Below are 13,631 nucleotides of genomic sequence, written 5' to 3' on the forward strand. Positions count from 1 at the left end.
CCGGAAAGACAACAGCTTCTAAGCTTAATCCCTGACCGCCGGGGAGAGATGGAGATGGGCCAGGTCGTGCGGGACCGGTCCGTCCGGGCGGAAGAGCGGTGCGCTCTCGCCGTCGGCCGCCGTGGCCGGGGCGTCCGTGAGGCGGAGGCGGGTGCGCAGCCGTCCGTAGAAGTCGTTCGGGCCGAGCCTGATGACCCGCAGGCGGCGCGGTGACGCGTACACGCCGAGCCAGTCCCCGGCGGCCAGTACGCCGCGCAGCTGGCCGTCGATGGTCACCGCGCCCTGTCCCGAGTGCGGCAGGACCCGCACGGCGATCGGTTCGTCGGCCGCGGCGACCACGGTGCGGTCGAAGGTCATGTGTGCCGCCACGGGCGTGAAGAGGACGGCGTCCATGCGCGGTGAGACCACCGGGCCGCCCGCGGCGAAGCTGTAGGCGGTCGAGCCGGTGGGGGTGGCCATGATGACCGCGTCGGCGGAGTACGAGGCGAGGAGCCGGCCGCCGATGTAGACGCCGAGGCTCACCTGCCGGTCGCGGGCGAGCTTCTCCACGACGACATCGTTGAGTGCGGTGACGTCCAGTGCCACGCCCCAGCCCTCCGCCGCGGCCTCCTCTTCGAGGGCGATCTGGGGAGGCGGCAGCATGGGGCGCTGTCCGTAGCCCATCAGGGCGTCGATGTCCGGGGGTACTTCGAGTACGCGGGAGGCTCTCATGGTCAGGGTCATGCGCTCCTCGACCTCCGCCCGGCCCCGGTGGACGGCGTCGAGCGCCCGGACCACGTCCTCGGCGGGCACCTCGGTGAGGAAGCCGACGCGGCCCAGGTCGATCCCGAGGACGGCGCCGTCGTTCTTGGCGGCGATCCTGGCGCCGCGCAGGAACGTCCCGTCGCCGCCGAGCGTCACGATGAGATCGGGGTTGCCCGCGACATCGGCCTCCTCGCGACCGCCGCGTCTGCGTTCGTCGTCGCGCCACACGTCGATGTCCGTGCACGGGATGCCCTCGCGGGCACACCAGTCGCGCACGACTCCCGAAGCGACGACGGCTTCGGGACGGCCCTGGTGAACGACGACTCCGACCCGCTCGACACTCATCCCGCCACGACTCCCCGTGTTCCGACGACGTCCCTCACCCCACTGTGAGGGCATCGGGGGTGTCTTCGCCCGTCGGCGGCGGCTCTTCGCCGACGGGCGGGACACCGCGCGGAACACGTCCGGGGAGGGTCAGGACTGCGCGTCCTCCGGAATGCTGACCAGCCAGCGGGTCTCCCGGCGAGGCCGCAGGTAGAGCGCCCAGTAGAGCGTGGCGACCGCCGTGATCCCACCGGTCCACAGCAGGTACTCGGTCTCCTGCTGGATGAGGATGTACATCAGCACGGCGATCAGCAGCACCGGGATCGCGGGCCACAGCGGCATCCGCCAGGCCGGTGCCTCCTGGTGCGTACCGCGGCGGCAGAGCAGGGCCGCGACCGCGACCAGCAGGTACATGGCGGTGACGGACACGCCGGTGACGCCGTACAGCGTGTCCAGGTTGACGAAGCAGAGCGCGGCGCCGGGGACGCCGACGACCAGGGTGGCGACCCACGGGGACCCGAACCGGCCGAGCCGGGCGAGGGCGTTGTTGATCGGCGCGGGCCATGCCTTGTCACGGGCGGAGGCGAAGAGCACCCGAGAGTTCTGGATGACCATCACGATGCCCGCGTTGATGATCGCGAGGGCGACGCAGAGGCTGACGAAGGTGCCGACCGCCGAGTTGGACCAGGCGGCCACCATCGTGTTGAGGTCGCCCGAGGTCAGGGCCTCCAGGTCCGGGGCGCCCAGTGTGATGGCGATGACCGGGACGAGGATGACCGCCGTGGAGATGGCGAGGGTGGCGAGCACGGTGCGGGCCACGTTGCGCCGCGGGTTCTCCAGCTCTTCGGAGAGGTAGACGGCCGTGGAGAAGCCCTGGGTGATGAAGAGCGCGATCGCGAGCCCGGAGACCACCATCATCGCGGTGACGGTCGAGCTCGTGCCGTCCGACGAGGCGACCGATCCGTGCACCAGCGCCGATCCGCCTCGCTCGGAGTGGGCGAAGCCGAGAACGGCGACGACGCCTGCCGCGATCACTTCGAGTACGAGGAAGATTCCGGTGATCCACGCGTTGGCGCGCAGGTCCAGGAGGCCGGCGAGGGTGGCGAGCAGCATGACGCCGGCGCCCGCGAGGGGAGCCGGAATGTGCACGACGGGTGCGAGGTAGTCGGCCGTTCCCATGGCGATCACCGGGGGAACGATCATCACGACGAGCAGCGAGAGCACGAAGACGAGCCACCCGGCGAGCCGCCCCGCCATGGTCGACACCATGGCGTACTCGCCGCCGGCGCTGGGGATGAGCGTACCCAGCTCCGAGTAGCAGAAGGCGACCGCGATGCAGAGCAGCGAGCCGATGGCGATGGTGAGGGCGGTGTACGTGCCGAGGCTGGAGAACAGGTCCGGTACGACCACGAAGAGGGTCGAGGCGGGCGTCACGCAGGAGAGCGTGAGCAGTGTGCCGCCCACGACGCCGATGGAACGCTTGAGCTTCTGTGGAGTGGGGCCGGTCGCTGGGGCGAGCGCCTGGGGAGCGCTGAGCGTGTCGGTCATCGTGCGGTTCCGATCAACAGGTGCGGTGTCTGATGCACGGGAGCGGTATCGCCTCCAGACGAGGACGTGGTGAGTGGTTTCGTCGCTCCCAGCGCGATATGCAATCCCGACGTGTTCCGCAGGTCAAGAGCTGTTCACCTTCGGAATTCGTTGTTCCGAAGGCCTAATCCGACGGTTTGGCGTTAACAACGCGTCATAGTCCGGGGATCCCGGGGTGCGGGAACCGCAGCCCGGGCCGATGGAAAGTTTCGCCCGTATCCAGCATCCGGAAGGCGGGGGCGGCCTCCCGCACGGGCGGGGCGGCCGGGTGCGGAGCGGGGGCGACGAGCCCGCGGGTCGCGCATCCGCGGTGTTGATGCCAGCCTGGAGTCATGGCTTGGGCGTCATGGACGACTTGCGGTGTGTTCTCCGGGCACGGTGGCGTGCTCACGGAGGAGGTCGGTGTCCTGTCCGGGGACCTGACCGTTCACACGACCTGGGCGGATGACACGGCCCAGGTCACTGTGCAGTACACCGGTGCGATCGACTGGTTCACCATGTCGGGCAGTCCCGTTGTGTGCTGTTCGGAGGAGGACAGCCGTCGCCTGCACGACGCGGTGGTGCAGGCGGTCCGGGCCGGGGAGGCGGCGACCGTTCCGGTACTGCCTCGCTCCGGACCGGGGAAGCCGGCGCAGCACGCCCCGGAGTGACGGTCCCGCGTAGCCGAGCGGGCGCTGCGAGACGCTGGTGCGGCGACGGTCAGGCGCTGCGCAGCGCCGCGGCGACCAGTCCCGCGATCTCGCCCCTCGGCACCGCCCCGCCGCCCACCAGCCGGTCGAACACCAGCCCGTCCACACACGCCAGCAGGGTGAGCGTCCGGCCCTCTGCGTCGGCCACGCCCCGCGCGCCCAGGAATGCCCGCACGGCCTCGCGTGCCGCGTTCTCGCGCGGTACGAGAATCTCGCGCAGCTCCGGGTGACGCACGCTCTCGACCGCGCACGCATAGCGGGCGAGCGACCTGCGCCGCCCCTCTCCGGCCAGCCGGCTCGCCACGAAGCCGGCGAGCCCGGCCGTCAGTTCCTCCGCGTCGCGCGGCATCCCCGCCTGCTCACCGGCCGCCTGCAACTCCGCCTGGTCGAGTGCGACGAGCCGCCGGACCAGCCCGGTGAGCAGCGCCTGGCGAGTGCGGAAGTACGCGGAGGTGGTGCCCGGCGGCAGGTCCGCCGCCCGGTCCACGGCCCGGTGGGTCAGGCCGCGCATCCCCTCCTCCGCCAGTACGCCGATGGCGGCATCGGCGAGGACGGCGCGTCGATCTGTGCTCATCCCCCCTTTCTACACCCGTAGAGGTTTCTCCACCTGTAGAGACGGCGTAGTACGCTCCTTCTACAGATGTAGAAGACCGAGGCGGCGCAGGAGAGGGGACCCGGCATGGGCAGCAGCGCGGTGGTGGTCGGCGGAGGCATCGGCGGGCTGGCCGCCGCGATCGGGCTGCGGCTCATCGGCTGGGAAGTGACGGTCGTCGAACGCTCCCGCACCCTCGACGACGCGGGCGCGGGCATCTCCCTGCATGCGAACGGCCTGCGCGCGCTGGACGTCCTCGGTGTCGGCGCGGCGGTACGCGACGCCGCACGGCCGCAGTACACCGGCGGCACCCGCACCCCGGACGGACGCCTGTTGGCACGCATGGACGGAGCCGCGCTGGAGCGCGAACTGGGGACCCCTATCGTGGGCATCCCCCGGGCCGTGCTGCACCGCTTGCTGCGCGAGGCCCTGCCTTCCGAGTCCCTGGCCGTGGGGGCCGAGGTGACGTCCGTCGAGCGCACCGACGCGTCGCGGGTGCGCCTCGCCGCCGGTGACACCGCCTTCGAAGCGGATCTGGTCGTGGCCGCCGACGGGATCGGCAGCCGGTTGCGCTCCCAGCTCTTCCCGGGGCACCCCGGTCCGGCCTACAGCGGCTCGACCGTACTGCGCGCCATCACGGAGTCTCCGGTCGACCTGAGCACCGACTTCGAACTCACCTGGGGGCCGGGGGCCGAGTTCGGCCACATCGCCTTCACGGACGGCCGGGCCGAGTGGCACGCGGTGCTCAACGCCCCTGCCGGGGTGCGGCATCCGGATCCGCTCGCCGAGGTCCGCCGCCGGTTCGACGGCTGGCACGACCCCATTCCCGCACTGCTGGCGGCGACCCGGCCCGATGCCGTCCTGCACCACGACGTCAACGAGCTGGTCGTCCCGCTCCCGTCCTACGCGGTGGGCCGGATCGCCCTGCTCGGCGACGCAGCCCACGCCATGACCCCGAATCTCGGACAGGGGGCCTGCCAGGCGCTGGAGGACGCGGCGACGCTGGCCGCCGCGCTCTCCGCCGGACCCACCGTCGAGTCGGCGCTCGGCCGCTACGACGCCGAGCGCCGGCCCCGCAGCCAGTCGGTCGCCCGGGCTGCCCGCCAGGCCGGCCGGATGGGTCAGCAGCTGTCCCGTCCGGCGGCCGTCGCACTGCGGAACACGGCGCTGCGCCTGGCGCCGCCCCGCGTCACCGTCCGCACGATCCTGCGCCATGCCGACTGGACGCCCCCGCGGCTGGGTTCCGTACCTCAGTAGGCCCCGAAGACGTTGTCGATGGAGCCGTACCTGTCGGCCGCGTAGTTGCACGCCGCGGTGATGTTGGCGACGGGGTCGTAGGCGTCCATCGCCGTTCCGGGCACGTGGTAGGCCCGGAAGGTCGGGTCGATGATCTGGAGGAGACCCTTGGACGGCGTTCCGGCGGCGGCGTTCGAGTCCCAGTTGTTGATGGCCCGGGGGTTGCCGGAGGACTCGCGCAGCACGTTGCGGTGGATGCCGTCGTAGCTGCCGGGGATGCCGTGCTCGGCCATGACGGCCAGCGACTCCTTGATCCAGCCGTCCAGATTGTTCGTGTACGTCGCGGGCTGTGCGGCGGGCGCCGCGGCGCTGACGGACTGCGCCGGTGCCGCCGAGGCGGTGCCGGCACCGGTCAACGGCAGCAGGAGGGCGGCCGCACCCGTGCCCACGGCTACGAAGCCCCGGGTCAGCGAGGTGGACTTGCGACGACGGTACGTACCCGTTGCGGGCATGGTGGATTCCTCTCCGTCGCCTGCGAGGTGAGCTGTCGGGTTCGGGCTGGAGATGCCTGGCCGCGCTGAGCGCGGCTTCACCCCGAGCCGTTCCGGATACCGGACCGGCGGCTTACCTGGGTCCCCCGCTCCTGCCGTACACGAGTGGGTCGGATTGCCGGACGGCGGCAGGATTCGGCGTTCCGTCCGGATTGACGGTGACCGTAGGCGAGAGGGACCGAAAGGGACAAGACCCCGATTTCCCCATGCAATTCACTTACAAGATCGAGTCGTGGGAATTGTGGTAATCCACCTCACATCGAGCAGTTCCCTTTCCTTGCGCGGAAAGGGAACCGAATCGCGTGACGTGACTTCGAGGGGCTCGAACGTGACTCGCGCCACGAATTCACAAAAGGTGCATTTCACCTCGCATTCAAAAAGGTTATTTCACTTGAAACGCCCATATCGGGGCACGCATGTCAAGGCGGAGAGCTCACATCACCGCCTCTGCCCGACGCCCGGACGCCTTGCCACCCCTCCCTCCCCGCCGTTATGGTCTTGGTGTCCTGTTGTCTCCGATAGAGGTGGACGTTGCGCATCTGAGGTTCGCGAACATCACGCCGTACGGCTCCGCCCGTACGCCCGTCACGCCGTAGCAGTGCTCCGCACTGCCCGTGGCCCCGCGTGGATGCGACCTCGGTGCATGAGCCGTCCCTCGATCTTCAGGACCGCCGCACCTTCCTCTGCTGCTCGGTCGCCGCGTGGTGCTCGCACACGAAGCCCCCCACTCACCGTGCTTGCGAATGCGAGGAACACCATGGCGACACCCACCACCCCCGGCGCTTCCCTCACCTGCTCGGCCCTGTCCTTCCGCTGGCCGGACGGCACGACCGTCTTCGACGGGCTCTCGCTCGCCATCGGCCGGGGCCGCGTCGGTCTCGTCGGCACCAACGGCGCGGGCAAGTCCACACTGCTGCGGCTGCTCGCCGGTCAGCTCCGCCCCTCCCAGGGGTCGGTGACCGTCGGCGGCAGCCTCGCCCACCTTCCGCAGAACATCACCCTCGACACAACACTGCGGGTGGACCGGGCCCTGGGCATCGCCGACCGGCGCGAGGCGCTGCGCGCCATCGAGGCCGGGGACGTCGACGAGAAGCACTTCGAGACGATCGGCGACGACTGGGACGTCGAGGAACGGGCCCTGGCGACCCTGGGCCAGCTCGGACTCGGAGACGTCGAACTGGACCGCACCGTCGGCCAGTTGTCCGGTGGCGAGACCGTCCTGCTGCGCCTGGCCGCACTGCTGCTGGACCGTCCCGACGTGCTGCTCCTGGACGAGCCCACCAACAACCTCGATGTGTTCGCCCGCCGGAGGCTCTACGAGGCCGTCGACTCCTGGCGCTCGGGCGTACTGGTCGTGGTCAGCCACGACCGCGAACTGCTGGAGCGCGTGGACCGCATCGCCGAACTGCGCGCCGGATCCGTGAACTGGTACGGCGGTGGCTGGTCCGCGTACCAGGAAGCCGTGGCCACCGAACAGGAGGCCGCCGGGCGGACGCTGCGGGCCGCGGAGGCCGATCTCCGCCGCCAGAAACGCGAACTGGAGGAGACCCGGGTGAAGCTGGCCCGCCGCCAGCGCTACGGCAGGAAGACCGAGGCCGAAGGGAGCCTCCCTAAGATCCTGGCCGGCCGCCGCAAGCGGTCCGCGCAGGAGTCGGCGGGCAGACTTCGCGGCGTCCACGAGGAGCGGCTCAGCGAGGCGCGCGAGCGCCGCGAGGAGGCCGCGGAGGCCATCCGTGACGATGCCGAGATCCGCGTGAGCCTTCCCCACACTGCGGTGCCCGCCGGACGCACCGTACTGAGCCTGCACGAGCTGCGCCCCCGGTTCGGGAGGCTCCGCGAGGGCAGCCTCCAGGTGCGGGGGCCCGAGCGGATCGCGCTCGTCGGCCGCAACGGCGCCGGGAAGACGACGCTGCTGCGCACTCTCACCGGTGAGCTGGCCCCCCTTTCCGGCGAGTCCATGACCTTCGTCCCTACACGGTTCCTTCCGCAGCGGCTCGACGTGCTGGACGAGGAGCTGAGCGTCGCGGCGAACGTGGCCCGGACGGCCCCCGGGGTCACCGACAACCACATCCGCGCCCAGCTCGCGCGCTTCCTCTTCCAGGGGAAGCGCGCGGAGCAGCCGGCGGGCACCCTCTCGGGCGGAGAACGTTTCCGCGCCGCCCTCGCGGCGACGATGCTCGCCGCGCCGGCGCCGCAGCTGCTGATGATGGACGAGCCGACCAACAGCCTCGACATCGCCAGTGTGCGGCAGCTGACCGGTGCGCTCGAGTCCTACGAGGGGGCGCTCCTGATCGCCAGTCACGATCTGCCCTTCCTCGGATCGCTCGGCATCACCCGGTGGTTGCTGGTCGGGGAGGAGCTCCGGGAGACCTCCGCTCAGGAGGTGGTCGATCTGCTCGCGGTGCCGGAGCAGGAGAGCCCGGCCTGATCCGAACGGGAGGCCGAGGGGTGCGGGCCTTCGCACGACTCCATCCGGATGGTCATGCGAAGGCCGCACCTGCGCTGCGATCAGAGCCTGTCGATGATCTTGTTCATCTGCCCGATCTCCGCGGTCTGAGCGGTGACGACGGCGCCGGCGAGCTTCTTCGCGTCGGCGTTGTCGCCCTTCTTCTGCTCCTCCTCGGCCATGGTGACCGCGCCCTGGTGGTGGCCGATCATCAGCTGGGCGAACTTCTTGTCGAAGTCCTTGCCCTTGGCGGCCGACAGGTCGCTCATGTCCTTGTCGGACATCATTCCGGGCATTCCCGAACCGTCCGTGCCGTGGTCCATCCCGGGCATGTCACCCATCGAGGACGAGTCCGAGGGCAGCGGCTTGCCCCACGAGGTCAGCCAGCCCTTCATCGTGTTGATCTCGGGGTCCTGGGCCTTCTCGATCGCGGTGGCCAGCTTCTTGATCTCGGGGTCGGCGGCGCGGCCGTCGGCCAGCTTCGCCATCTCGATGGCCTGCTGGTGGTGCGGGATCATCTGCTGCGCGAACTTCACGTCCGCGTCGTTGAACGTACCGCCGGGCGTGGCCGGTGCGGAGGCGCTGCCCGAGCCGTGGTTCATCCCGGGCATGGACGAGCCGTCGGACTTCGAGCCGTCGGAGGAGCCGCAGGCCGCCAGTGTCAGAGCGAGGGCGGCCACGGTGCCGGCGGCCGCGAGCGTGCGGCGGCGGGCAGCGAAGGACAGGGAAGCGGACATCACAGGTTCTTTCCAGGTGGACGCGCCACATCCATGGCGCGCGAAAGGGACAGGGCCATCCGGCCGGTCCGGGCCCGAAGAGCCGTGGACCGGCGGATTCCTGTCACGTCCGCGCGACGCACACCTGGAGCAGCAGATCCCTGCCGGCGAACGGCGGACCCCGCCGGGCCGGTCCGCGTACGGCCGTGCGGTGCCCGGCGAGCACCCCGACGGCCAGCAGCACCAGGCCCAACGCCATCAGCAGTGGCAGCACCCGGTCACGGGCATGGGTGAATACGCACGACTCCCCGTTCGTCGCGGGCACGGCGGCGGCCACGTGCGCGGAGCCGCGCTCGCCCCGAACGGCAGAGTGGCCGTCAGCAGTGGTCATGGACATGGGCGCCGCCGCGCTCATGACCATCGCGTCGTGACAGCCCTCCGCGGCGCTCGCCGGGGCACCGTGCATGAGGAACAGTCCGCACAGGACGGCACACAGCACGAGCAGCCGGGACGTTCCCGGTGTGCGTGTCCGTCCGCGATCCACGGCTGCCTCGAATGCTCGGTCGTACGGGTCGTGCGGTGCGGGCCCGAGGATACCCCCACCGGGTTTCCCGTGACGTGGCGCCCCGCGCTCCGCGCCGGTGCCGGCCGCCCGGTGACGGGCTCAGCCGTCACTGCCGGCCCGCGTCCGGACGGCGTCGCGCAGCAGGCGCAGGCCGTTGGGGCCGACGATGACGGTGGAGCCCTCGTGCCCGGCGACACCCAGCGGGAGCGGCAAGGTGCCGGCCAGGTCCCAGATGACGAGGCCGGTGATGGAGGCGGCCGCGCGTCACACGGCGCCGCCCTCCCGGGCGAACACGTCCGTCAGGAAGTTCCCGAGGATCTCACCGAAGGCATCCGGCCGTTCCATGTTGGGATAGTGCGCCGTCCCTTCGACGCTTGCCTCACGGCCGTCGGCGACCGTCCGTGCGAGGCGCCGGGCCATGGCGAGGTGGTCGTCGGAATCGATGCCGCCCGTGACGGTCAGCACCGGGACGCCGATCTTCGCCGCCCGCGCCCAGGTGTCGGGGACGGGCACGAGCCGGTCGGGTTCGTCCGCGGTGTGCTTGGCCAGCGTCCGCTCGGTCATCGCGCGCAGGCGTCGCACAACGGCGCCGTCGACGTCGTCGAGTGTGCGGTGCGGTCCCGCCGCGAAGAGCATGAAGGCGTCGATCCAGCCCGCGACGTCACCGGCGGCCAGGGAGCGGGCCTGCTCGGCCAGGATCTGGCGGGACCAGGAGTCATGGAACTCGGGCTCGCTCGTCCCCGCGCCGCTGACGACCAATGCGCGTACCAGACCGGGGTGTTCGAGCGCGGTGTCGAGCGCGGTGGCCCCGCCCATCGACACTCCGACCAGGACCGCGGGGCCGGCGTCGAGGTGGCGCAGCAGGGCGGCCAGGTCGTCCGTGTGACGGAAGGGCCTGCTCGCGTTGGACGATCCGCCGTGCCCGCGGGCGTCCGGCACGATCACACGGTGGTCCCGCGCGAGCTCCGGCACCTGGTCGTCCCACATCCCGTGGTCCAGGAATCCGCCGTGCAGCAGCACCAGCAGCGGGCCCTCCCCGGTGTCGCGGTAGACGAGGCGGCCGTCGTCGGTCTCGAAGAGTTTCAGCTCGGAGGCAGCATTCATGACAACCAAGGTGCCACCTGCTCCCCAAATTGACAACCAAGGTGTCATGATGGCGGTATGACCGACAACGATCCGCCCCTGGCACCCGAGGAACTGGCCCACCGGCTCACGGAGGTCTTCGCCCTGGTCGGCCCGCTCTACCGGCGTGTGCAGCGCAAGGTGGAGCAGGCCGCCCCGATCGAGGGCCTGTCCGTGGGAGTGCGTGCTGTACTGGACCTGCTGCGTGAACACGGCCCGATGACGGTCCCGCAGATGGGCCGGGCACAGGCGCTGAGCCGGCAGTTCGTGCAGCGCATGGTCAATGACGCCGCGGCCGGACACCTGGTCGAGATCATCCCCAACCCCGCCCACCAGCGGTCGTCCCTGGTCCGGCTGACCGAGGGCGGCAGGGCGGCGATCACCGCGGCCCTGACCCGCGAGCAGTCCCTGCTGCGCCAGGTGGAGGGGGACCTGACCGATGCCGAGGTGACGGCCTGCGTGCGGGTGCTCGGCAGGATGCTGGACCTCTTCGACCAGGTCGACGTCGACTGAGACCGCGCGGCGCACCGCCCCGGAACGTACGGAAACGGCGCGTCCGCCACCGCATGCGGAACCAATTCCCGCCGTTTACGCTCAGATGTGGATCTATGCCGCCAGGAGTCGTTGATCGACAGGAAGCGAGATCCCCATGGAGCGGCTCAAGAAGTCCGGACTCGTCGGGGAACTCTCGGCGGAGTTTCTCGGCACGATGATTCTGATCCTCTTCGGCTGCGGAGTCGTGGCCCAGGTCGTGGCCGGCGGGGCGCTCACCGATCCGCCCGGCGGCCTCGGAAATCACGACAGCATCGCCTGGGCCTGGGGTCTCGGAGTCACTCTGGGCGTCTATGTGGCGGCCAGACTGAGCGGAGCCCATCTCAATCCGGCCGTGACTCTCTCGCTCGCGGCCTTCAAGGACTTCCCCTGGAAGAAGGTGGCGCCGTACGCCCTCGCGCAACTCGCGGGGGCGTTCGTCGCGGCCCTGCTGGTGCGCTGGAACTACACGGAGGCGCTGGCCAAGGCGGACCCCGGACACACGATCAAGACACAGACCGTGTTCTCCACCCTGCCCGCCAACGGAAACCCCGCACTGCCGGTCCACGAGTGGGGAGCGTTCCGGGACCAGGTCATCGGCACCGCCATTCTCGTACTGCTGATCTTCGCGGTCACGGATCTCCTCAACACCCCGCCGGGTGTCAATCTCAGCCCGTTCATCGTGGGCCTCATCGTGGTGGCCATCGGCATGGCGTTCGGGACCAACGCGGGGTACGCGATCAATCCCGCCCGTGACTTCGGCCCCCGGCTCGCGAGCTTCCTCACCGGCTACGGAGGGGCATGGCGGGACCAGTACGGGAACTTCTACTTCTGGGTGCCGATCGTGGGCCCGTTCGTCGGCGGCCTGGTGGGAGCGTTCGTCTACAAGACCTTCATCGGCCGCTTCCTGCCCTCGGCGGAAGAGGAGCCGGAAGGCAGCATCCCCGTACTCCCGGAGAAGTGACGCCCGGTCCCACCACCGAGCCCGGACTCAGGAGAGGCAGCATGCCATGGCGGACTTCATCGGCGCAGTGGACCAAGGCACCACCAGCAGCCGCTTCATGATCTTCGATCACGGAGGGAACGAAGTGGCCAGACACCAGTTGGAGCACGAGCAGATCCTGCCCCGGTCGGGCTGGGTGGAGCACGATCCGGTGGAGATCTGGGAACGCACCAACTCGGTGATGCAGAACGCTCTGCGCACCGGAGGCCTGAGCGGCACGGATCTCGACGCCATCGGAATCACCAACCAGCGCGAGACGACGGTCGTCTGGGACCCCCGCACCGGCCGGCCGTACTGCAATGCCATCGTGTGGCAGGACACCCGCACCGACTCGATCGCCAAGGCCCTGGAGAACGAAGGGTACGGCGAGGTCATCCGGCGCAAGTCCGGTCTTCCTCCGGCCACTTACTTCTCCGGCGGGAAGATCAAGTGGATTCTCGAAAACGTCGAAGGGGTCCGCGCGGCCGCGGAGCAGGGACACGCCGTGTTCGGGAACACGGACTGCTGGGTGTTGTGGAACCTCACCGGCGGCCCCGACGGCGGGATCCACGCCACCGATGTGACCAACGCCAGCCGGACGATGCTGATGAATCTGGAGACACTCGACTGGGACGACGAGTTGCTGGACATCTTCGGTATCCCCCGGGCGATGCTCCCGGCCATCCGGCCCTCCTCCGACGCGGAGGCGTACGGCCGCACGCGCACCTCCCGGCCGCTGCGCGCCGCGGTCCCGATCACCGGGGTGCTCGGCGACCAGCAGGCGGCCACGGTGGGGCAGGTGTGCTTCGAGCCGGGCGAGGCGAAGAACACCTACGGCACCGGCAACTTCCTCGTGCTCAACACCGGTACGGAACTGATCCGGTCCAAGCACGGCCTGCTCACCACCGTCGCCTACCGGTTCGGGCAGAGGCCGCCGGTCCACGCCCTGGAGGGCTCCATCGCGGTCACCGGGTCCGCGGTGCAGTGGCTGCGGGACCAGATGAAGATCATCTCGAACGCGAGCGAGAGCGAACACCTCGCCCGGACGGTCGAGGACAACGGCGGGATGTACTTCGTGCCGGCCTTCTCGGGTCTCTTCGCCCCGTACTGGCGCTCGGACGCCCGGGGTGCCATCGTCGGCCTGGCCCGGTACAACACCAACGGCCATCTGGCGAGGGCCACTCTGGAGGCCATCTGCTACCAGAGCCGGGACGTGGTGGAGGCGATGGAACAGGACTCCGGCGTCCACCTCGACGTGCTCAAGGTCGACGGCGGGGTCACGGCCAACGACCTCTGCATGCAGATCCAGGCCGATGTTCTCGGCGTACCCGTGAGCCGTCCGGTCGTCGCCGAGACGACCGCGCTCGGTGCCGCCTACGCGGCCGGGCTGGCCACCGGATTCTGGCAGGACCAGGGCGAGTTGCGCGAACACTGGCAGGAGTCGAAGCGCTGGGAGCCGCAGTGGAGCGAGGAGCAGCGGGCGGAGGGCTACGCGAACTGGAAGCGGGCGGTGGAGCGCACCCTCGACTGGGTCAGGGTGGGGTGA

General features: G+C 70.2%; 13 protein-coding genes and 1 riboswitch. Of the genes, 6 read left to right on the forward strand and 7 right to left on the reverse strand.

Features of this window, described 5'->3' with window-relative positions:
• Nucleotides 1-24: 24 nt before the first annotated feature.
• Together BT364_RS22190 and BT364_RS22195 are read right to left on the reverse strand one after the other, a co-directional pair.
• The gene (locus BT364_RS22190) at nt 25-1,089 is read right to left on the reverse strand and encodes an NAD(+)/NADH kinase (protein ID WP_072486969.1); all 1,065 of its coding nucleotides are present in this window, start codon (nt 1,087-1,089) and stop codon (nt 25-27) included.
• 129 nt (nt 1,090-1,218) lie between these two features.
• Nucleotides 1,219-2,616 carry an APC family permease gene (locus tag BT364_RS22195; RefSeq protein WP_072486970.1) on the reverse strand — a complete coding sequence of 466 codons (1,398 nt, stop codon included), beginning with the start codon at nt 2,614-2,616 and terminating at the stop codon, nt 1,219-1,221.
• A 371-nt stretch (nt 2,617-2,987) separates the two neighbouring features.
• On the opposite strand from BT364_RS22195, the gene BT364_RS22200 reads away from it, so the two are divergent.
• A complete protein-coding gene (locus tag BT364_RS22200) occupies nt 2,988-3,305 on the forward strand; it encodes a hypothetical protein (RefSeq protein ID WP_072486971.1) in 318 nt (105 codons plus the stop codon).
• 49 nt (nt 3,306-3,354) lie between these two features.
• Here the strand turns inward: BT364_RS22200 and BT364_RS22205 are convergent, their stop codons facing one another.
• Nucleotides 3,355-3,918, reverse strand: coding sequence for a TetR/AcrR family transcriptional regulator (locus BT364_RS22205; protein ID WP_072486972.1), 564 nt, complete (start codon nt 3,916-3,918; stop codon nt 3,355-3,357).
• Nucleotides 3,919-4,023: 105 nt separating this feature from the next.
• Between BT364_RS22205 and BT364_RS22210 the strand changes: the two genes are divergently transcribed.
• Nucleotides 4,024-5,193: an FAD-dependent monooxygenase gene (locus BT364_RS22210; RefSeq protein WP_072486973.1), complete on the forward strand. Its 1,170-nt coding sequence runs from the start codon at nt 4,024-4,026 to the stop codon at nt 5,191-5,193.
• Here the strand turns inward: BT364_RS22210 and BT364_RS22215 are convergent.
• Nucleotides 5,187-5,684 (reverse strand): transglycosylase SLT domain-containing protein, encoded by a 498-nt coding sequence (locus BT364_RS22215; protein ID WP_072486974.1) that lies wholly within the window; start codon nt 5,682-5,684, stop codon nt 5,187-5,189. The two genes, BT364_RS22210 and BT364_RS22215, sit on opposite strands and share 7 nt — an antisense overlap.
• A 2-nt stretch (nt 5,685-5,686) precedes the next feature.
• A riboswitch (cyclic di-AMP (ydaO/yuaA leader) is annotated at nt 5,687-5,874 on the reverse strand.
• Between the two features lie 606 nt (nt 5,875-6,480).
• Between BT364_RS22215 and BT364_RS22220 the strand changes: the two genes are divergently transcribed.
• Entirely contained in the window at nt 6,481-8,151 is a 1,671-nt protein-coding gene (locus tag BT364_RS22220) for an ABC-F family ATP-binding cassette domain-containing protein (protein ID WP_072486975.1), read from the forward strand.
• 80 nt (nt 8,152-8,231) lie between these two features.
• On the opposite strand, the gene BT364_RS22225 is transcribed toward BT364_RS22220, so the two are convergent.
• The 3 genes from BT364_RS22225 to BT364_RS22235 form a co-directional block, all read right to left on the reverse strand.
• The gene (locus BT364_RS22225) at nt 8,232-8,906 is read right to left on the reverse strand and encodes a DUF305 domain-containing protein (RefSeq protein WP_072486976.1); all 675 of its coding nucleotides are present in this window, start codon (nt 8,904-8,906) and stop codon (nt 8,232-8,234) included.
• Between the two features lie 103 nt (nt 8,907-9,009).
• Nucleotides 9,010-9,351 carry a hypothetical protein gene (locus BT364_RS22230; RefSeq protein WP_143166529.1) on the reverse strand — a complete coding sequence of 114 codons (342 nt, stop codon included), beginning with the start codon at nt 9,349-9,351 and terminating at the stop codon, nt 9,010-9,012.
• A 363-nt stretch (nt 9,352-9,714) separates the two neighbouring features.
• The gene (locus BT364_RS22235; protein WP_072486978.1) at nt 9,715-10,554 is read right to left on the reverse strand and encodes an alpha/beta fold hydrolase; all 840 of its coding nucleotides are present in this window, start codon (nt 10,552-10,554) and stop codon (nt 9,715-9,717) included.
• A gap of 57 nt (nt 10,555-10,611) precedes the next feature.
• Between BT364_RS22235 and BT364_RS22240 the strand changes: the two genes are divergently transcribed.
• From BT364_RS22240 to glpK, 3 genes are all read left to right on the forward strand, one after another.
• Nucleotides 10,612-11,085, forward strand: coding sequence for a MarR family winged helix-turn-helix transcriptional regulator (locus BT364_RS22240; protein ID WP_072486979.1), 474 nt, complete (start codon nt 10,612-10,614; stop codon nt 11,083-11,085).
• A 136-nt stretch (nt 11,086-11,221) separates the two neighbouring features.
• A complete protein-coding gene (locus tag BT364_RS22245; RefSeq protein WP_072486980.1) occupies nt 11,222-12,067 on the forward strand; it encodes an MIP/aquaporin family protein in 846 nt (281 codons plus the stop codon).
• Nucleotides 12,068-12,113: 46 nt separating this feature from the next.
• On the forward strand, nt 12,114-13,631 hold the full coding sequence (glpK, locus tag BT364_RS22250) for a glycerol kinase GlpK (RefSeq protein ID WP_072486981.1): 1,518 nt from the start codon (nt 12,114-12,116) through the stop codon (nt 13,629-13,631).

It is taken from the genome of Streptomyces atratus, assembly GCF_900119365.1.
Taxonomy (GTDB): Bacteria; Actinomycetota; Actinomycetes; order Streptomycetales; family Streptomycetaceae; genus Streptomyces; species Streptomyces atratus_B.